This window comes from Clostridium sp. UBA6640, assembly GCF_002455975.1.
In the GTDB taxonomy this organism is placed as follows: domain Bacteria; phylum Bacillota; class Clostridia; order Clostridiales; family Clostridiaceae; genus Clostridium_J.
In genome coordinates, this window is the sequence record NZ_DKLM01000117.1 from 640 (window position 1) to 20,371 (window position 19,732).

General features: G+C 29.1%; 16 protein-coding genes and 1 pseudogene. 10 read left to right on the forward strand and 7 right to left on the reverse strand.

Going from position 1 to position 19,732, the window contains the following annotated elements:
• Nucleotides 1-28 precede the first annotated feature (28 nt).
• The 4 genes and pseudogenes from hflX to B2W91_RS12600 form a co-directional block, all read right to left on the reverse strand.
• Nucleotides 29-1,858 (reverse strand): GTPase HflX, encoded by a 1,830-nt coding sequence (gene hflX / locus B2W91_RS12585; RefSeq protein WP_291581435.1) that lies wholly within the window; start codon nucleotides 1,856-1,858, stop codon nucleotides 29-31.
• A gap of 1,076 nt (nucleotides 1,859-2,934) precedes the next feature.
• Nucleotides 2,935-3,264, reverse strand: coding sequence for a tRNA-binding protein (locus tag B2W91_RS12590; RefSeq protein WP_291581437.1), 330 nt, complete (start codon nucleotides 3,262-3,264; stop codon nucleotides 2,935-2,937).
• Nucleotides 3,265-3,306: 42 nt separating this feature from the next.
• Complete coding sequence (locus B2W91_RS12595) at nucleotides 3,307-4,077, reverse strand: epoxyqueuosine reductase (RefSeq protein ID WP_291581439.1); 771 nt, start codon at nucleotides 4,075-4,077, stop codon at nucleotides 3,307-3,309.
• Between the two features lie 110 nt (nucleotides 4,078-4,187).
• Nucleotides 4,188-4,914 (reverse strand): annotated as a pseudogene (locus B2W91_RS12600) (AraC family transcriptional regulator).
• A 715-nt stretch (nucleotides 4,915-5,629) separates the two neighbouring features.
• On the opposite strand from B2W91_RS12600, the gene B2W91_RS12610 reads away from it, so the two are divergent.
• The 4 genes from B2W91_RS12610 (at nucleotide 5,630) to B2W91_RS12625 (ending at nucleotide 8,962) form a co-directional block, all read left to right on the forward strand.
• Entirely contained in the window at nucleotides 5,630-6,490 is an 861-nt protein-coding gene (locus B2W91_RS12610) for a DUF2268 domain-containing protein (RefSeq protein WP_291581440.1), read from the forward strand.
• A gap of 95 nt (nucleotides 6,491-6,585) precedes the next feature.
• Entirely contained in the window at nucleotides 6,586-7,326 is a 741-nt protein-coding gene (locus B2W91_RS12615; protein WP_291581441.1) for an MBL fold metallo-hydrolase, read from the forward strand.
• A gap of 293 nt (nucleotides 7,327-7,619) precedes the next feature.
• Nucleotides 7,620-8,183 (forward strand): DUF6143 family protein, encoded by a 564-nt coding sequence (locus B2W91_RS12620; protein WP_291581442.1) that lies wholly within the window; start codon nucleotides 7,620-7,622, stop codon nucleotides 8,181-8,183.
• 422 nt (nucleotides 8,184-8,605) lie between these two features.
• Nucleotides 8,606-8,962 (forward strand): MmcQ/YjbR family DNA-binding protein, encoded by a 357-nt coding sequence (locus tag B2W91_RS12625; protein ID WP_291581444.1) that lies wholly within the window; start codon nucleotides 8,606-8,608, stop codon nucleotides 8,960-8,962.
• A gap of 258 nt (nucleotides 8,963-9,220) precedes the next feature.
• Here B2W91_RS12625 and B2W91_RS12630 read toward each other — a convergent pair whose 3' ends face one another.
• From B2W91_RS12630 to B2W91_RS12640, 3 genes are read right to left on the reverse strand one after another with little or no spacing between them, the layout of a single operon-like run.
• Nucleotides 9,221-10,429: a nitrogenase component 1 gene (locus tag B2W91_RS12630; protein WP_291581446.1), complete on the reverse strand. Its 1,209-nt coding sequence runs from the start codon at nucleotides 10,427-10,429 to the stop codon at nucleotides 9,221-9,223.
• Complete coding sequence (locus tag B2W91_RS12635; protein WP_291581447.1) at nucleotides 10,429-11,745, reverse strand: nitrogenase component 1; 1,317 nt, start codon at nucleotides 11,743-11,745, stop codon at nucleotides 10,429-10,431. Before B2W91_RS12635 ends, B2W91_RS12630 begins: the two co-directional genes overlap by 1 nt.
• A gap of 31 nt (nucleotides 11,746-11,776) precedes the next feature.
• Nucleotides 11,777-12,538 carry a nitrogenase iron protein NifH gene (locus B2W91_RS12640; protein ID WP_291581448.1) on the reverse strand — a complete coding sequence of 254 codons (762 nt, stop codon included), beginning with the start codon at nucleotides 12,536-12,538 and terminating at the stop codon, nucleotides 11,777-11,779.
• A gap of 789 nt (nucleotides 12,539-13,327) precedes the next feature.
• On the opposite strand from B2W91_RS12640, the gene B2W91_RS12645 reads away from it, so the two are divergent.
• The 6 genes from B2W91_RS12645 to B2W91_RS12670 all read left to right on the forward strand — a co-directional run bounded on the left by B2W91_RS12645 (nucleotide 13,328) and on the right by B2W91_RS12670 (nucleotide 19,641).
• Complete coding sequence (locus tag B2W91_RS12645) at nucleotides 13,328-14,317, forward strand: iron-hydroxamate ABC transporter substrate-binding protein (protein ID WP_291581449.1); 990 nt, start codon at nucleotides 13,328-13,330, stop codon at nucleotides 14,315-14,317.
• A gap of 20 nt (nucleotides 14,318-14,337) precedes the next feature.
• Nucleotides 14,338-15,345 (forward strand): FecCD family ABC transporter permease, encoded by a 1,008-nt coding sequence (locus B2W91_RS12650; protein WP_291581452.1) that lies wholly within the window; start codon nucleotides 14,338-14,340, stop codon nucleotides 15,343-15,345.
• Nucleotides 15,338-16,360, forward strand: a complete 1,023-nt coding sequence (locus B2W91_RS12655; protein ID WP_291581453.1) for a FecCD family ABC transporter permease — start codon at nucleotides 15,338-15,340, stop codon at nucleotides 16,358-16,360. Before B2W91_RS12650 ends, B2W91_RS12655 begins: the two co-directional genes overlap by 8 nt.
• A 12-nt stretch (nucleotides 16,361-16,372) precedes the next feature.
• Complete coding sequence (locus tag B2W91_RS12660; protein WP_291581454.1) at nucleotides 16,373-17,155, forward strand: ABC transporter ATP-binding protein; 783 nt, start codon at nucleotides 16,373-16,375, stop codon at nucleotides 17,153-17,155.
• Nucleotides 17,156-17,809: 654 nt separating this feature from the next.
• The gene (locus B2W91_RS12665; protein WP_291581456.1) at nucleotides 17,810-18,238 is read left to right on the forward strand and encodes a MarR family winged helix-turn-helix transcriptional regulator; all 429 of its coding nucleotides are present in this window, start codon (nucleotides 17,810-17,812) and stop codon (nucleotides 18,236-18,238) included.
• Nucleotides 18,239-18,249: 11 nt separating this feature from the next.
• Nucleotides 18,250-19,641: an MATE family efflux transporter gene (locus B2W91_RS12670; protein ID WP_291581457.1), complete on the forward strand. Its 1,392-nt coding sequence runs from the start codon at nucleotides 18,250-18,252 to the stop codon at nucleotides 19,639-19,641.
• The last annotated feature ends 91 nt before the right edge of the window (nucleotides 19,642-19,732 follow it).

The following is a 19,732-nucleotide window of genomic DNA, read 5'->3' on the forward strand; positions in this document are numbered from 1 at the left end:
GTTCCCCAGAGGTGGAAAATAAGTGTATCTACATCTGTGGATACACTTTTACCTCAAAGTCCACACATCTTTTATAAATTTCTTCATGGACTAAGGCTTTGATGTGAGTTCCTTCTTCAATGTAATCTTCATTAATGACATTAGAATTCTCATGAATCATTGAAACTAGTTCTTGCTCACTATAAGGTATAATAAAATCTTTTTCTACCAATTTAATTGGGATATCTTTACCTATCATGTTAAGCAAATCCTTTAAATTTATTTCTTCTATAGCACTGACTTCTATTATTTTTTCATCTTTTAAGAAGTCTTTTAACTCTTTTAAATTTTTATCAGAAGCTTTATCAATTTTATTTAAAACAACTATAGTGTTTTTATCTTTAGCATTAAGCTCATTAAGAACTATGTTTACTGATTTTATTTGTTTTATTGCTTCTTTATTTGANNTATTTGATCCGTCTACTACATGGAGAAGTAAATCAGCTTCAACTACTTCTTCTAAGGTTGATTTAAATGCCTCAACAAGTTCGTGAGGAAGTTTACTAATAAAACCAACGGTATCAGAAAGAGTAATTTTTCTGTTATCACTTAATGTTATAGCTCTAACAGTAGTATCTAATGTTGCAAAAAGCATATCAGCTTCTAGAACACCTTCTTTATTTATAATATTAGAAGCAGCAATTTTACATATTTTATTTCTTAAAGTTGATTTACCTGCATTAGTATAGCCTACAATAGCAACTCTACTAATATTGTTTTTGGACCTTTTAACCTTCTGAATAGCTCTTTGATTGATTATTTTAGATAGCTCACTTTTTATTTCCTCTATTCTGTCCTCAATGTGTCTTCTGTCAGTTTCAAGCTTTTTCTCTCCAGGTCCTCTTGAGCCAACACCACCTTTTACTCCAACACCACCTTTAATTCTTGCAAGATTTGCATTTGCATTTCTTAATCTAGAAAGCTTATGAGTAAGCATAGCCAGCTCAACTTGTAGTATACTTTCTTTGCTTTTAGCACGCCTTGCAAAAATATCTAGAATTAATGTTGTTCTATCTATCACTTTACATTTAATAGCTCCTTCTAAATTTCTAACTTGGGAACCAGATAGCTCATCATCAAATATTACTACATTAGCATTTTTAAGTTGTCTTAAATGTGCTATTTCTTGAACCTTACCTTGTCCTGCATAATAAGCAGAATGCACTCTATTTTTCTTTTGAAATGTTCTGTATACAGGAACAACATTGCAAGCTTTGGCAAGATTACTAAGCTCTTCAAGACTTTCTTCACTGTCAGTTCCCACTAAAATAGCTTTTTCAACATCATCTTCGCATTCCACTACATCACCAATTATTTTATCAATATAATTTATATTATCTTTAAAGTTTAACTGCAATGAATCTTCTAGACTTAGATTTTCAAGTTCTCTAAATGTCAGGCTATTATTATAAACATCGCAGAAACCTATATTTATATCGGTATCTTCTATATTTTCCTTAACTCCAATGGCAGCAATAGCATCTAATTTTAAATCTACTAAGGCTGAAATGTCCATTGAAGATAGCTTACTTTCACCAGTAGGATGAGTATGAATTACTCTAAATCCACTTAGCTTTTTATCTGTAGCATTTATATATGGTATTTCAACATTATTAATTTTACCAACTGAAATTGCAGTGATTTTTCCACGTCTATCAATAACTACACATAGTTCTTTTTTTATAGTTCTACTAATTTCATTAATTTTCTCTACTAATTCATAAGAAAAGATGCTGTAGCTATCTATTGTAAGTTCATATAAACCCTCTAGCTTTTCAAGTATTATTTTTTTTATTCCATTAATATTTCCTGTTATCATATAACTTCCTCCAATCAAATATCTATCATATAATTTTAAAAAAAATTCTTTCTATCTATAAAAATCTTAACCTCATTTTTGCCTCCTATTAAAAATTTAAGTTTCTGCCGAACGCAGCATTTTTATTTTAGGCTCATTTTAAACCCTCCTAAGATGAACTTTTATTGGTTCTTTTTAATATCAAATATAAAAGCCGCAGAAACAATGAGAACTCTAGGATTTCATTGCGCTGCGGCTAAAATATCAATAAAGTAATTTGTTATCTTCATATAGGATTAGTTTATATAGAAGATAGAATAATTTATCTATGACATTCATAAGTATAGATTTGCTTAAAAAGCAGTGTTATCAAGCAATATACATAGATAAATCACAAATTAAAAAACCGCAGATTTTCTCTGCGGTAATTATATACAAATTAAATAGATATACGGTGATTTTTACTTTCACTGTAGTTTGAATTACTTTCATTGAACTTAGAAAAAGTAGTATTACTGATTATCTTAACTTATAGAGGATAGTATATCAGTAGCTTGACCATCGAATAAAACTGAAAAAGTAATTCAAATTAATATCTATAGAATATAATAAAACCGCAGATATGAAGTCTGCGGTCAAAATTTTATACATGTAAATAATGCAAGATATTATTAAATCTTAACACAAATAATTTACTGACAGCAGACTGTATATATTGTTGTTTAGAGATTTTTTAATTCTATCGTTGTAAATTAACATTTTACAGCCTCCTTTCAGACCTTTTAATATATTTCATACATTTATTGTAAACCAAATTCATTTAGTTGTAAATACCTTTTTCAAAATAATAAGAAAATTAAGGCAAAATCACTTTAGGATTTTGAGGTCAAAATATTAAATATTCTACGTATGGGTAAATGATTTACTTATGGTATGGAGGGTTGTACCGCAATTGACGTAGACTTCTTAGTATCAGTATTATAAGACTTAAAGTTTATCATAATATAAATATAGTCATTATTATTGATATAGATTTAGTAAAATGGGATTTGCTTTAATAAAGTAAGTCCTTGATTCATCTATTAAGAAAACATGTATTAGCCTAATTTATCACCTTTTTTAACAGGCTGTTGTGGTTGAATTAATACCACTTCTTGTCCAGCATAAATTCCCAACACTAATACCTCCGACATAAAATTGGCAATTTGTCTTGGTGGCAAGTTTACCACTCCTAAAACTTGCTTGCCTATAAGGTCTTCTTTTTTATAACATTCAGTAATTTGTGCACTCGATTTCTTTATACCAATTTCGTTACCAAAATCTATCAATAGTTTATAGGCAGGTTTTTTGGCTTTTTCAAAAAAATCCACTTCGATAATTTCTCCAACTCGTATATCTAATTTCATTAAATGGTCAAAAGTAACCATAAAAACATCTTCCTTTCTATATTAATACATAATATAACAGAACTATTTATTTAGTTTTACTGGATTAGTGTTAGAACAAGGAAGGTTAACTAAACATTTGCCACAAACATCTGACAAACCAATATCTGAATGAATTTTATCATTATGTAAGCACATTTCGTAACATTTATGTCTGTCAAAATAATCAACTTTTAAAGCATTATTTACACATCTATCCACACATTTTTTGCATATATTCATATGTCTATATAAACAATTCTCTTCATTTTTTCTTTTAGTAGGTTCTATTTTTAAATCAGTTATAAAACTACCAACCCTTCCACAACAACCTTTATCAGTAATTAGCATATTGTTTAGTCCAAATTTCCCCAACCCAGCAATAAAGGCAACATGTCTATGAGACCAATCACTAATCAATTTTTTATTATCAAAATTATGTGTTGCTGGTATAATGTTTGATTTGTATCCTAATTTTTGTAGTTCATTTTTAATAAAAGTATTTAAATCTAATATTAGTTGATTAGTTTCTACATAGGTTTTTGCCCAAACTTTCGAACTTTCTTTTCCTTCTATATTACTTTTAACTACTACTTCATCAAAAGGTATAAAGTATGCTACTACGGTTTTGGCTTCTGGTAAAAAATCTTGAGGTATTGCATGAGAAGGACTTACTGCATCTTTAAGGTTATAAAACATTTCATCCGTTGCATCTGCATATGCTACCAAAGGTTCTTTCCATTTAGTTTGAACATCTCTCATTTCTGAATAGTGTTCTACAAATTGCTTTATAATTATGTCTATTTTATTATTCATTTTTACCTCCTAAACTATTTAAAAAAATAAAGAACTATTTCAAAATAGTCCTTTAAAATGTTACCTACACACTATTATAACTTTTTGGCTAGATAAGTCTTTTCTAAAATCTAGTTAGTATTTAGCTTATTTTTTGATTTTTCTTCTAAACTCTGTAGGCGATAATTTTTCTAAATACTTAAATACTCTAGTAAATGATGAATTATGTTCATAACCTACAATTTGAGAAATTTGTAAAATTGTTAAGTTTGTATTTAAAAGAAGTTCTTTTGCTTTTTTCACTCTTAGATTTTGTACATATTCAATAGGAGAGACATTCATTTTATTTTTAAACCATTCACTATAATAACTTATATTATAATGCTCAATATCTGCTAATTTTTTTAAATCTATATCTTCTGCGAAGTGTTCATTAATATATTTTATAGAATCAGGTATACTTTCATCTGAAATAAAATGATAACAGTAGAGGAATAAGTCGTTAATGGAGCTAGAACTTTTTTTATTGTCAGCCTCATTTAACAATAAATATCTTATAGCTTTCCATTTATCATCAAATAAAAGTTTCCTTCCACCTATCATATTTTCCATATCATATTTATTAAGCATATTATTAGATATATCTAAAACCAAGAATTCATTACTCTTATTAGCTCTAAAGGTATGTTTACAATCTGGAGGAAGAAAGAATAAGTGCTTATCTTCTATTGCTAGTTTTTTATAATTAGTTTCTATATAAAGTATCCCATGAATGGGTAAAATCAATTGAGCATATGAATGAGCATGTGTATTAAATTTATAATCATATATTCTACGTTCACATTTTATACTATTCAGAAGTATTCACCTCTTTCTTTTTATATACTATAATTCTAAATTAACGTAATAAATTTATTATAACATAAAGTTATTATTTCCTATTACCATAGTCTGAATTAAAAATAACCTAGCATATAACTACATTTATTAAATAAAGTTAAAGTATTAAGTACTATTTTGAAATATATATTATTATGGAAACTCTTACCTTGAGAATATGGTAAGGGTATTTTAATTTTTAAGAGAGGTAACAGCGATGATAGAAGTTAGGTCATTTGAATGAAAAAGAAAGGTTTTAAAGCTCTTCCGCAGAAAATTCGAGAAAACATTCAAGAGATACCATAGATTTTAGATAGGGAATATAGAACGGAAAGGCTAAAGTATGAAGATCATGGAGGTTATGTAACAATTTTAGAGAAGAAAGAAGACTTTAAGCAAACTAAGAATAACGTTTATACTGATTATGCTATATAACTAATAATTCCACTAGAATCAACACCACAAAATTTAAAAGATTATATTATAGACTAACAAGCCTTAATTACTATTATATTGGCAATTAAGGTTTTCATTATTATTTTTTAAAATAACTGTTGACCTTAACGGTCCGTAAAGGACTATTATAAGATTATAGATGGGGTTAACACCACTAAAATATAGAAAATATTTTCAAATAAAAAATAAACGTGGTTAGTATTCTAATGCTAACTACTTAGATAGAGGGGAAAATATTATGGAGATTAAAATTTTAGATACGTATAATTTATATAAAGAATTGATTAATTTACCTAAAGAAAATCGTTTAGAATTTTATGAAAGCAATTTAGCTAAGCCATTTGAGCTTATGTATAATATAATGAATATGAAAATGGAACCTGAAATGATGGGGTATTTGCCGCTTAATGGCTATGATAGTGAAATAAATGATATGCTAGATATGCTTCACAAAGCTGATGCTTGGATAATGGCTGAAGAAGCACTTGAGGAATCTGCTGAAAGATTTAAAAATATTGATATAGATTTGCCAGATAGTATTACCCTGGGAATTTTCATGGGGAATCCTGAATTTCTTGCAAATATGAAAGGCTATACTGGTATGGGATCAATTCCAGGATATATTCAAATAGTAATTGCACCTAATGAATATAATTTACCCCGTTTAAAGTCAATTATAGCTCATGAATTTCATCATAATGTACTTATGAAAAATGTAAAATGGAATTTTATGAATGTATCTGTTAGTCAATATATAACCTTAGAGGGGCTAGCAGAAGGTTTTGCAGCAAGCTTATATGGAGATGAATTTATAGGACCATGGGTGACATCAGTCCAAGGTAAGGAGTTAGAAAAATCCTTCGAAATTATAGGAGATGCACTTGATATTACTGGATTTAATGAAGTTCGTAAATATGTATTTGGAGATCAACTTGTAAATGCTCAGGGATGCGAATCTACAGGTATACCAGTTAGTGCAGGATATGCAGTAGGATATCATGCGGTACAAGGATTTATAAAAAACACAGGTATTTCAGTAGAGGAAGCAACATTAATAGACAGTGATGAAATAATGAAAAAATCAGGATGTTTTATATAAAATTATAAATTGTGAAGTAATAGAACTTAAATATTTAAGGTAGAGTACAAAGAAATATTAGATTAATACAATGACTGACACCATGGGGGCAGTCATTGTTTATTATAATGAATGTAGCAGGAATTTATGAACAGTACAGGGAATATATTGTTTTATTCTATAAAGTTTTACAAGAAAAGGGGTATGAATTAATGGAAATTCAAAAAATAAAAAATAGAAATGTTTTATTTACTAGTTCTCCATCAGATTTCTGGGATTTAAACATGCATTTAATTATGGGAGAAAAAAATAATTATATTATTGATACTGGACTAGGTTCACTATGGGTAGATCCTATAAAGGAGTATATAAAAAATGATCCTAAGCCAGTAGTGGTAATTAATACACATTATCATTGGGACCATATATGGGGTAATAGCTCTCTGAAAGATAGCATAATTATATCTCATAAATTATGTAGAGAAATGATAGAATCAAACTGGGAAGTAATGATGCAGAAAAATAAGGAATACGTTTGTGGAGAAGCAGAAATGTATTTGCCTAATTTAGTATTTGAGGAGGAATTGTATTTTCCAGAAGATAAAATAAGGATTATATATACTCCTGGTCATACAATTGACTCAATAACTGTTATTGATGAGGAAGAAAAAGTTATCAATGCAGGGGATAACATTGGAGATAATATGGATGAAATTGTTCCAAGTCTTTATTGTGATCCAAAGTTATACAATGATACACTTTTGAAATATCAAAAGATAGACTTTGATACCTGCATTTCAGGACATAATGTAGTGCAGGGAAAGGAAATTGTAGAGAGAATATTAAGAAGCTTATAATGGAATAAATAACTGCTGAGACAAAAATTAAACCTAGGTGTAAATATGAAATCATTGAAGACAATAATTAATTAAACATACATTATGATGCTAGAATTATCTATACACACATGATTTAAAATAGCATTTTTATTAAGAGAGAAAAAACTGTTAATAACACTAATTTTAAAATATTATAACTTTTTTAAGCCTATATTAATATAATACAAGCATAGATGAAATTTCATACTAGTCTAAAAAAATTTTGTCTATTAAGCACTTTAAATAATGTATATTTAAGAGGAAGTGTTATTATGTTAGATAAAAATGAATCATGTGAATGTCAACCATTTGCAAGACCATTGCAGCAAGTAGTTAGTATTCCAAATCCATTATATAAATCTCTACAAGGGGTGTATTTTATAGGACAAACTCCAACATTATTTATAAATAATAGCAGCAATGCATGGGCTGCATTAGTAAATCCTAAAAGCTCTGGTAAAGATTTATTTGTTAATGTGTTAACAGTTTCTAATTTTTCTTCAAGTATAATAACAGCTGAAATTTGGTTAAATACAAATCCACCTGGAAATCCCGCTATTTCTTCATTAGTATCACCTACTAATACAACTTTATGTCCACAGCCAAAACCTAAGGTGTTATTAGAATATGTGCAGTCTACCACTGGAACACCTAGTGGTGGAGTTAATATATATGATCGCATTATTCCACCTAATACTACTTTAGTATCTGAAGAAGATGGAAAACTAATAATACCTCCAGGTGGAAATTTTCTATTATTTTTAAGAGCTTCTAGTAGTGAAACAATTAATGCTATTGTAGCTTTTGGATGGTGGGAAGAAAAAATTAAACTTTAATTACGTTAAAAGCTAATATTAATAATATAAAACTTTTTAGGGAATCTATTTGAAGATTCCCTAAATTAATTATCGCCGGATGGATCTTATCACAAAAGCGAATTGAAGATGAGTGTAAATTTATAGAGGAAGATAAGAAGAGTATAAAAGATACAAATCAAGATATTATTCTTTTACAAGGAATTAATAGATAGCAATATAGTAATGAAAAAACTAGAGTGTTTTATATAAATCCTTAGATTTTACAATTTTTATAAAAGAAAGTTTATTTAAAATAAGTAAAATGTATTATGTTGGAAATGATGTTATAATTAATACATAAATAAATTAAATAAGTTACACAATTNNAATTCTAATTAATAAATTACACAATTGTTTTATATTAAGATGTAATTTATTAATTAGAATTGAAGGTGTTTTATATGAAATATGAATGGCTTGATGAGTATTGTATTTCTAAAAGTGGAGCAGTAAAAGACTTTAAGATAGAATGGGATGCAACAAGATATCTTATAGGAGGTAAAATGTTTGCTATGCAGGGGGGAGACAAAGATAAAAAACCAATTATTACATTAAAATGTGAACCATTATTTGGGCAGCATTTACGGGAAGAATATAAAGATATTACTGCAGGATATTATATGAATAAACAACACTGGAACTCTGTATATTTAGATGGTGAGGTACCAGATGATGTTTTAAAACAGATGATAGATATGTCATATGAATTAGTATTAAATTCTTTGAGTAAGAAAATGCAAAGTGATATTATTGGATAAAATAAGAGACGGCTATATATTTCAAGGCTGTCTTCATGGGAAAGTTGTTGTTTTTTAATGCTGTAATTATAATTATTAAATTTATAATGCACAGTTTACAGCTGTAGTATTTAAGATATTAGCTAATACTTTAATTGTAATACGTATATTTATTATAGTTAAGTTTATGAGTATTGTTTCCAGAAGTGGAAAGTAGCAATACATTAGGAGGAAAAATTAGCTTTATTTATAATTCTACATTGTAAACTGTGCGGTATTTTAAGGATTTAAGCATTTATTTAGTAAATGCAATGCTCCTCTAAAACCTACATAAGGTGTATAAGGATATTTTAAAAAGTAAAATTTATAATTTGGAATATCTATTTGTATCTTTTTACATTTATTTTTACACAAACTAAGTGTAACAGCATTACCCATAAGAATTTGATAATCTTCTTTTTTTATTATTTCTTCCCATTGATTTTCTTTATAAAATGGAATTGTATCTGTTTTCATATCAGGAGAAGTACACCATGCATGAGATATGTTAAATCCAGCTTCATCCTTTAAAAAATCTATTATTCCACTTACTACATCAAAATGGCCTCCTATAACAATTGAAGGTTTGCTAAATTGAGCAGTATAAGATGATGCAGCTTTTAGTGAAGTTTCTAACTCATTTACTTCAGAGCTTATAAATTCATCATTACATTTCATTTTTAATGTTTCTGAAATTTTTTCAATCCATTGTAGAGTTCCCTTAAGACCGTAAGGTTTTCCAAAAACATAAGGCGTTCCAAAACGATTTTCTAAAGTTTTAGCAGCATTAATACCTTCATTTCTCAGTACAATATTTACATGAGATGCTCCCATAGATTTTATGTCAGAAATATTAGTATCAGAAGTCATTATACAAATTGGTTTAGCATTAAAACATTCCTTTAATATTCTCTTAATTTCATATATATCTGAAAGATAGTTAAAATCATCTGCACAGGACCCTATTATATTAAAAGTTAAATTTTCTGTTTTTTTCACATCTACAGGAAGAGTTTTTACTAAGGTATCAAGTGTATCTCGAATTCCCATAGTCCAATTTCCTTGGAATCCATCATTTTTTATCGGTATTATTTGTGTATTACTATACTTCTTTTGATATTTTCTACAGTTCATAACAATATCTGATCCCATAGTTGCTGAAAGGGTAGATGGCATAACAAAAAGTACAGATGGATTATGAGCTTTAATAATTTCATCGACTGCCTTATCAAGACGAGTCATTTCTCCTAGCGCTATATCAGTTTCATCTAAGTGAGTAGTAAAGATTTTACTATTTTGCTCACCTTGCATTCTGGCAAAACTGTTTAATTCAAATCTGGTAGTTCCTGATGTACCAAACTCTAGTATATACGCATCTTTTATAGGCAATAGTGTCCAAAGTGATCCCATTCTATCAGAAGGTATAGGATAGTATTTATAAAGAGCCACTATTCATTCACCTCCCTATTAGTTTCATATTTATAAGATTTATCTACGGAGCAGATACTTTTAAGGAGGCTTAAAGATTGTTCAAATCCAAGTTCAAAATCACCAGATTTATATCTTATACATTGCATAGATGATGTTTCATTTTTTTCTATTGGTGTATAACCAAAGAAGTAATCTATAGGAAATGAACTTAAAGCCCTATTTATAGTACTAAAATTAAATGTATGTTCTACATAAGGATTACAATCTAATGAAAGTATTTTGTCACTCCATAATTTGTTTTTATCAAAAAAATAATCTGCTTCTATGTATACTGGTTTCATCCCTAAAGATGAAAGAAATGCTGAATGAATAAATGGGTCTAATGTCATATATCCACTGGCAAATAGTTTTCCTTTAAGAACAGGTTTATAGGTTTCTATTTGTTCTTTAGTTTTTATATAAAGCTCTTCTATTTCATTTTCTATAGATATATCTAAATAATTAGCTATTTCCCCATAAGCATTTTTAATTTCATCAATATCTAAAAGGTGAGGAAAAAGGACATATGGGGTTCCAAACTTCTCATAAATTTTTTCAGCTAATGGCAATGCTGCAATATCTGTAACAATAGAAAGCTCAGCAGAAGGAGCTTTACGTAAAGAATCAATTGTTAGATTATATGGAATTGTACAATTGACCTTTATATTATGCTTTTTCAACAAATTTATAACTTCACTTTTATGAAGCTTATTAGATCCTTCACCTAAGATATTAATAGTATTTTTTTCAACATTTTGTTTTTCCATAATATCGCAAAGAGAGCTTAAAGAAGCTTCTTTTGAGGGAACAGAACTATAACACTTAAAGTGTGCAGCATTTATATGAATTACCTTTGAATTTAAAATAGAATTTGCTTTACGTGCTATTCCTTGAAAATCCTCACCAATCATTTCAGGAACGCAAGCAGATACTAAAATTATTACCTCTGTACCTGTTTTATCTATTTCTTGCAATGCCTCAATAATCCTATCTCTACATCCAAAAATAACTTCCTTTGGATCTAAAGAATAAGACCAAGTAGTATTTTCATCAAATTCATCTTTAGAAGATATGGAGATATTTTTATTATAATAAGTGCACTCAGCTGTACCAACTATCAATGTGGAAATTCCCTTTATTCCTGAAAAAACATTATTTACTAATGCAAGAGGACATCTAGGGCCAGGATAAATAGCATGTGCACCTTGCTTAATATCTTTATCTTTTTTTATATTTGAAAGTTTTTTTAAATTATCAATAGCAGTATTTTCTTTTAAAATAGAATTAATTTCCATAATTCACCTCTTGTAAATAATCTTACAAAATTTATTCCTCAAGTTTATTTCCGTAAATTATATTTGCAAGATTATGATATTTTTTTGCCATTTCACTATCTGGAAATGCTTGTACAACAGTCATACCCATAGCTTCTGCCTTCTGAACTAGTGGATCTCTAGCTATGCTATAAATTATTTCCGTTTCAATTTCTTCTGCGGTCTTTTCTACCAATTCTTTTTCACCTTCAAAGTTTTTAGCGTTAAAAATGAGACCTTTTAGAGAAGCATAGCCCATTTTTCCAAAGTTTTTTACGGCATAGGAAATATTACTTGCTGCGTAAAGAGACATCATTTCTCCAGAGGTAACAATGCATACTTCATCAGCATAGCCGCCTCTTATTGGCATAGAAAAACCACCGCAAACTACATCTCCTAGAACGTCATAAAGAACTACATCAGGCTTATAGTATTCATAAGCATTAAGTTCTTCTAGTTTTTCAAAGGCAGTTATTATACCTCTTCCTGCACATCCTACTCCAGGCATAGGTCCACCAGCTTCTACACAAAGAACTCCACTGTCACTTTCAAATACTAAATCTTTTAAACTTAAATCACTATCACCAATATTTCTTAAAGTTTCAAGTACAGTTGGAATAGGTTTGCCGTAAGTTAAATTTCTAGTTGAATCTGCTTTAGGATCACAGCCAATTTGTAATACTCTTTTTCCCATAGCAGAAAGTGCAGCAGAAATGTTAGATACTGTTGTAGATTTACCTATTCCACCTTTCCCATATATTGCAATTCTTTTCATTTATAATCCCCCTATTAAGTTTTACTATAGAGATATAATGTAAAAATTTAAAATATACTCTAAAAAATAGCTTACATCCTTAGAAATTAAGGGTTAATAATTAAGAATGAAGAATTTAGGAGGAAATTCACTAAAGGTAAATTTCTTAAAATAAAATTTATTTAAAAAAACTCCAAAGACTTTGGCAGTGGGGCTTTAACCATAATCCTTCATCTTTAATTCTTAATTTTTAATTCATAGAAAAAATTTTTGTTACAAAAATTAAAATTATGTATAAGTTAAATCTTTATTAAGCAACTCTATATTTATTTTATACAAGATAATGATAATCATTATCAAGAATGTAAACAAACTGAATTATATCATCTAACTAAAAAATGGGCAAGTAGATAAACATCTAAATCTTGGAATTATTTTAAGTTTGGATTAAAAAATATCATAATTCTACAGTACTACTTAATTGATTTATAAATAAAAAATTTTATTTTAGATATTTATAATAGACGATTTGGCTTCTGTAAAAGCAAGTTAATTAAAGATTTTTCTACGTAGGAGAAATATACATAGCATAATTTTTACAAGGAAAATAAATAATTTATTGACAAATATAACTATTAATAAGTATAATCAATAATGATATTCATTATCAATAAAAAGTTTATATATAAACAAAACCTTATATTAAATTTAATTACATGTGGTACATAAGTACTTAAATTTTAATCTTAGTAGGTTAAGCACTTGTATGCACATAAAAATACATAACATATTAAAGGGGAGTAGATGTTAATGAAAAAAAGATTATTAGTATTAACTTTATCAGCATTAGTGGCTGTTGGCGCAACTGGCTGTGGTAGTAAAAATAATAATGAAGAGGGTAGTGCAAATGCTAATAAGGAAGTACAACAAAGCACTAATGAATCTCAACAAGAAGATAAAGAAAAGAAGATAACCTATTTAGGAAAAGAGTATACTGTGCCAAGTAAGGATGCAAAGATTGTTATAACAGGAACTATGGAGTCAATGGAAGATGCACTAATGCTTGATGTAAAACCTTTAGGTGCAATTACTGTAGGTGGAGAATTTCCAGCAATGTTCAAAGAAATAACAGCTGAAACAAAACCTATAGGAGAGAAAATTCAACCCAATATTGAAACTATTTTATCATTAAAACCAGATATAATATTGGGATCAACTAAATTTCCAGCTGAAACTTTAGAAAAGTTAAACAAAGTAAAGGATACTATACCAGTTTCACACATATCTACAGATTGGGAAGATAACCTTATGCTTATGGGTCAATTAAGTGGTAAAGAGGATAAAGCAAAAGAAATTATAGAGAAATATAAAGAAGATGCAAAAGAAGCTAAGGAAAAACTTGGTGATAAAATGAAAGATAAAAAAGTAGTTGCTATAAGAATAAGAGGCGGCAATATATTTATTTATCCTGAAACTGTATTCTTTAATCCAGTCCTTTACAATGATTTAGGATTAACAGCTCCAGAACCAGTTAAGGCTGCAAAAGCTCAAGAAGAGGTTTCACTAGAAAAGTTTTCAGAATTAAATCCAGATTATATTTTTGTTCAATTTTCAGAGAATGAAAATTCAGACAAGCCTAAAGCACTAGAAGAACTAAACAATAATCCAATTTGGAAAAGTATTAGCGCAGTAAAAGAAGGAAAAGTTTTTGTAAATGCTGTTGATCCATTAGCTCAAGGGGGAACTGCTTGGAGTAAATCAAATTTCTTAAAGGCAGCTGTATCAGAGTTATCTAAATAATTAGGAGTGTATATAGTGTTATGTCAAAAAAGATTTCAAAACCAATGTTAATTTTATCAATATCGCCAATAATTATAGTGTTAACAGTGGTTTTATCAATCCTTTATGGAGCAAAGGACATTGATATAAACATAATAAGAGATGCTTTCTTAAATTTTGATTCAACCAACGTAAATCATCAAATTATAATGTATTCTCGTTTACCGAGAGTTATAAGTGCCCTTTTAATTGGAGCATTTTTAGCAGTATCTGGAGCATTAATGCAGGGGGTGACAAGGAATTACCTTGCATCCCCTTCGATTATGGGAGTTTCCGATGGCTCAGTTTTTGCAGTTACAATTTGTATGATATTTTTCCCAGAAGCATCTTCATTGAGTTTAATTATCTGGTCTTTTATAGGTTCTGCCATTGGAGCATTAATAATTTTTGGACTAGCATCCCTTTTGCCAAATGGGATGTCACCAGTAAAACTTGCCATTATTGGAACAATTACAGGTGCTTTTTTAAGTAGTATTTCTTTGGCTTTATCTACATATTTTCAAGTTTCACAAAACATAAGTTTTTGGTACAATGCTAGGCTACATCAAATTACTCCAGATAAAATAAAGTTTATAATACCTTTTGCTATAGTGGGAATGATAGCTGCAATGGCAATATCTAAATCTATAACAATATTATCTTTGGGGGATGAAATTTCAATTAGTCTTGGACAAAGAACTGGACTTATAAAAATTATTGCTATGACTATAGTTGTTGTACTGACAGGAATATCAGTAGCTTTGGCAGGGAAAATAGCCTTCATTGGGCTTATAATACCTCATATAATTAGATTTTTAATTGGAAGTGATTATAGGTGGATCATTCCATGTTCTGCGGTTACTGGAGCTATATTTTTAGCAGTTTGTGATATAGTAAGTAGATTTTTGAATTATCCATTTGAAACACCAATAGGAGTTGTAACTTCTCTTATAGGAGTGCCTTTCTTTTTATATTTAGCGAGGACTAAAGGAGGGCAAAAAAATGCGTAGAGATTCTTTTAAAAGGTATAGTACCGTAATTGTAGTAAGTATTATTTTAATTTTAGTATCAATGTATATAAGTATAAGTAATGGTACTTATGATATTTCTATTAAGGATTTGATAGATACAATATTTAGAATAAATCCTGATCCAAATAATGATTTGGTTATATTTGAATTTCGTCTTCCTAGAGTTGTAATTGGAGCTCTAGTAGGATTTGGGTTTGGAATTGCGGGAACAGTAATTCAAGGAATAACGAAAAATGGTTTAGCTGACCCAGGAATTTTAGGGATAAATGCAGGAGCTGGAATGGCAATTGTGCTATTCATGTTCCTATTTCAAGGAAATATTAATAATACAGGATGGTTTTCTGTTTTTGCCATGCCTTTATTTGGTTTAATAGGTGGACTTACATCAGCTATATTAATTTATATTTTTGCTTGGAAAAATGGCAGGTTGGATACCCAAAGGCTCATTTTAGTAGGGATAGCAATAAGTTCAGGCTTAGGAGCAGTTTCACTATTTATATCCTTAAAAATGAACCCTTCAGATTTTGAAATGGCTACAGTTTGGATTAACGGAAGTATATGGAATGCTAATTGGAAATATATTTTATCTATAATACCTTGGGTAGTTGTTTTATTTCCTGTTATTTTAAAAAAAGCATTTATTTTAGATCTCTTTCAATTAGAAGAAAATACAGTTAAAAGTCTAGGAATATCTACTGAAAGGGAAAAAGCTATATTATTATTGTCAGCCATAGGTATTGTTAGTGCATGTGTTTCTGTATCAGGTAATATTGGATTTGTAGGATTACTTGCACCTCATATTTCAAAGAGTTTAGTTGGAATACAACATAAGAGAGTCATTCCCGTAGCTGGATTAATAGGAATGTTATTGGTTATAGTTTCGGATTTTATTGGAAGAACATTATTTGCTCCAGCAGAATTGTCTGTTGGAATTGTTATTTCTATAGTTGGCATACCTTATTTTGTGTATCTACTATTAAAAGCAAAAGTATAGAAGGTGATTAAGGTGAGTATATTAGAAGTTAATAAATTAGAAACATGCTATGAAAACTTTAAAGTGTTCAAAGATATAGATTTAGAAATAGAAGAAGGAAAAGTAACTACTATTATTGGACCTAATGGATGCGGAAAGTCTACTTTATTAAAAACTATGGGTCGTATTATAAAATCAAGCAGTGGAGCTGTCTATTTAAGAGGAGAGAATATTACTAAAATCCATACAAAAGATATTGCAAAGGATTTAGCCCTTCTTCCACAAAATCCTGCAGCTCCTCCAGAGTTAAAGGTTGAAGAATTAATTTCTTATGGAAGATTTCCTCATTGCAAGAAGATGAATAAATTGACAGTTAAGGATAAAGAAATTATAGATTGGGCTATAAATATCACAAAAGTTACTGATTTTAAAGAACGTGAAATAGGTTGTTTATCTGGCGGACAGAGGCAAAAAGTATGGTTAGCCATGGCATTAGCTCAAGAAACAGATATCTTACTTCTTGATGAACCTACTACTTATCTTGATATGTCCCATCAACTAGAAGTACTTAAAATTGTAGAAGAGCTAAATAAAGAAAGAAAGCGTACTGTAGTTATGGTTCTACATGATATTAATCATGCATCAAGATTTTCTCACAATATTGTAGCAATGAAAGGCGGAAAAATAATTGCAGTAGGAAAGCCAGAAGAAATAATTACAAAACCTGTGCTTAAAGAAGTTTTTAACATTGAAGCAAGAATTATGATTGATGAAGAAAACGGGTCTCCTGTATGCTTTGGATATGATAGTTTATAAAAGTTAATGATGGGTATAAATTGCTTTAAGATTTAACGTGTAGCTTAATATACTTAAATCTTTAGGCAGTTTAAATTAAACTACCATAAAGATATATACTAATTTTTAAGGTAGTTTATATATATATAATTCGAAAGAGTGAGATTAATTATCATAAAAAAAGGTTGATATAATAGATACAATTAGATATAATTAGTTGTGGACACAACTAAATTTTAAATTAATAAGAAGTTAATTTTGAAAGTATTTATTGTTATAAAGCATGTAAGTAGATTGTGACTAAATTTAGTTAACTATGGATGGAAACTTTTCAAAAGGCCATCATAGATGCATAATTGCGCCCAAAAAGTTGGTATTGCAACTAATTTAAAGTGAGATGTAGAAACTTGAATAAGTGTGATAGCATAGAGAAATATATAGCACAAGTGTATAGAATGAATGGAAAATTAGCTTCAAAATCTTTTAGGAAATTTGGTATAAGTGGCGGACAATATGTTTTTTGATACATTTATATTCTAATGATGGAATTAATCAAGAATGTATAAGAAGTAAATTTAGCTAACTATGGAGGGGAGTTTTTCAAAAGGCTGGATAGATGTATAATTGCGCCCTGAAAGTTGGCATTGCAACTAATTTAAAGCGAGGTGTAGGAACTTGCATAAGTGTGATAGCATAGGGAAATACATAGCACAAGTGTATAGAATGAATGGAAAATTAGCTTCAAAAGCTTTTAGTAAATTTGATATAGGTAGCGGGCAATATGTTTTTTTGATACATTTATATTCTAACGATGGAATTAATCAAGAATGTATAAGCTCCAATTTAAATATAGATAAGGGTACTACTGCAAGAGCATTGAAAAGATTAGAAGAGCTAGGATATATAATAAGGGTTGTAGATGAGGAAGATAAAAGAGCTTACAGAGTTTTTTTAACTGATAAGGCAAAATACATAGAAAAAGAGTTTTTTGAAATACTAGCAGAGGCGAATAGAGTAATTACTAAAGATTTTACAGAAGAAGAAAAAGCTTTAGCAATAAGTTTATTAAAAAGGATGGTTAATAATTCTAAAAATCATGTTTAAGGAGGATAAATATGGATAGAGATAGAGAAAAGAGATTAGCAGGTGAAGATATAAAAAAGCTTCTTATTAGCTTTTCCATTCCTAGTATGGTGGGAATGCTAGTAAATGCGTTATACAATATAGTAGATAGAGTATTTATAGGTAAAATACCTGAAACTGGTAATTTAGCTATTACAGGAATAGGACTTACCTTTCCAATAGTAACAATTTTACTTGCTTTTGCTATGCTTGTAGGAGTAGGTGCTGGAGCAACGGTATCTATAAGATTAGGTCAGAAAAAGAAAAATGAGGCTGAAGAGATTTTAGGTAATGCTTTCTTCCTTATGATAGTAATCAATATATCACTTACTATACTTGGACTAATTTTTGCAGAACCTATATTAAGAGTACTTGGAGCATCAGAAAAGACCGTTGGATATGCTTTATCTTACATAAGAATAATATTACTTGGAAATGTATTTAATAATGTAGCTTTTGGGTTAAATAATCTTATAAGGGCAGAGGGCAATCCTAAAATATCTATGTATACAATGCTATTTGGCGCAGGGCTTAATATTATATTAGACCCTATATTTATATTTGTATTTGGTATGGGAATACAGGGAGCTGCTATAGCTACAGTAATATCCCAAATAGGATCAGCTATATGGACTCTAACGTACTATTTTAGAGGAAATAGTATGCTTAAGATAAAAAAGGAGAATTTCAAATTAAAATCTCATATAGTAAAATCAATATTTGCTATAGGAATATCTCCTTTTGCAATGCAATTAGTAGCTAGTGTTGTATCAGCTATATCTAATAGAGCTTTAAGTACCTATGGTGGAGATACCGCTGTAGGAGCTATGACAGTAATAAGTAGTGTATCTATGATATTTTTAATGCCTATTTTTGGAATTAATCAGGGTGCACAACCTATAATAGGATACAACTATGGATCAAAAAATTATAAAAGAGTTAAGGATACATTAAAGTATGCAATAATAGGTGCATCATCAATTTGTATATTGGGCTTTTTAACTATACAGCTATTCCCGGAAGCTATAATAAAGTTCTTCAATAATGATGCAGAGCTTATTAGGGTGGGAACAAAAGGTCTTAAAACTTATCTATTTATGTTGCCTATAGTAGGCTTGCAAATAGTAAGTGCCAACTTTTTCCAATGTATAGGGAAGGCTAAAAAATCTATATTCCTAAGTATGACAAGACAAGTTATATTCTTAATACCACTTCTTTTAGTATTACCTAAATTTATGCAGTTAAACGGCATATGGTTTGCAGGTCCAATAGCAGACTTTTTAGCATCATTAGTAACAGCTTTATTCTTAGTTTATGAGATAAGACTTTTAAATGATAAGCATAACCAACAGATTGAAAAAGTAGCAATAGGAAAAGTGGATTAAGGTTAAAAATTAATATTAAATTAAGGTTTTAATAAGTGAGCTATCTCAGTATAGAAGTGAGATAGCTCACTTTTTTTATTCCACCTCTGGG

Coding starts and splice junctions, on each gene's coding strand:
- B2W91_RS12590 (WP_291581437.1), bottom strand. CDS start 3,264: ATGGTTACTTTTGACCATTTAATGAAATTAGATATACGAGTTGGAGAA.
- B2W91_RS12595 (WP_291581439.1), bottom strand. CDS start 4,077: ATGAATAATAAAATAGACATAATTATAAAGCAATTTGTAGAACACTAT.
- B2W91_RS12610 (WP_291581440.1), top strand. CDS start 5,630: ATGGAGATTAAAATTTTAGATACGTATAATTTATATAAAGAATTGATT.
- B2W91_RS12620 (WP_291581442.1), top strand. CDS start 7,620: ATGTTAGATAAAAATGAATCATGTGAATGTCAACCATTTGCAAGACCA.
- B2W91_RS12625 (WP_291581444.1), top strand. CDS start 8,606: ATGAAATATGAATGGCTTGATGAGTATTGTATTTCTAAAAGTGGAGCA.
- B2W91_RS12635 (WP_291581447.1), bottom strand. CDS start 11,745: ATGGAAATTAATTCTATTTTAAAAGAAAATACTGCTATTGATAATTTA.
- B2W91_RS12640 (WP_291581448.1), bottom strand. CDS start 12,538: ATGAAAAGAATTGCAATATATGGGAAAGGTGGAATAGGTAAATCTACA.
- B2W91_RS12645 (WP_291581449.1), top strand. CDS start 13,328: ATGAAAAAAAGATTATTAGTATTAACTTTATCAGCATTAGTGGCTGTT.
- B2W91_RS12650 (WP_291581452.1), top strand. CDS start 14,338: ATGTCAAAAAAGATTTCAAAACCAATGTTAATTTTATCAATATCGCCA.
- B2W91_RS12655 (WP_291581453.1), top strand. CDS start 15,338: ATGCGTAGAGATTCTTTTAAAAGGTATAGTACCGTAATTGTAGTAAGT.
- B2W91_RS12670 (WP_291581457.1), top strand. CDS start 18,250: ATGGATAGAGATAGAGAAAAGAGATTAGCAGGTGAAGATATAAAAAAG.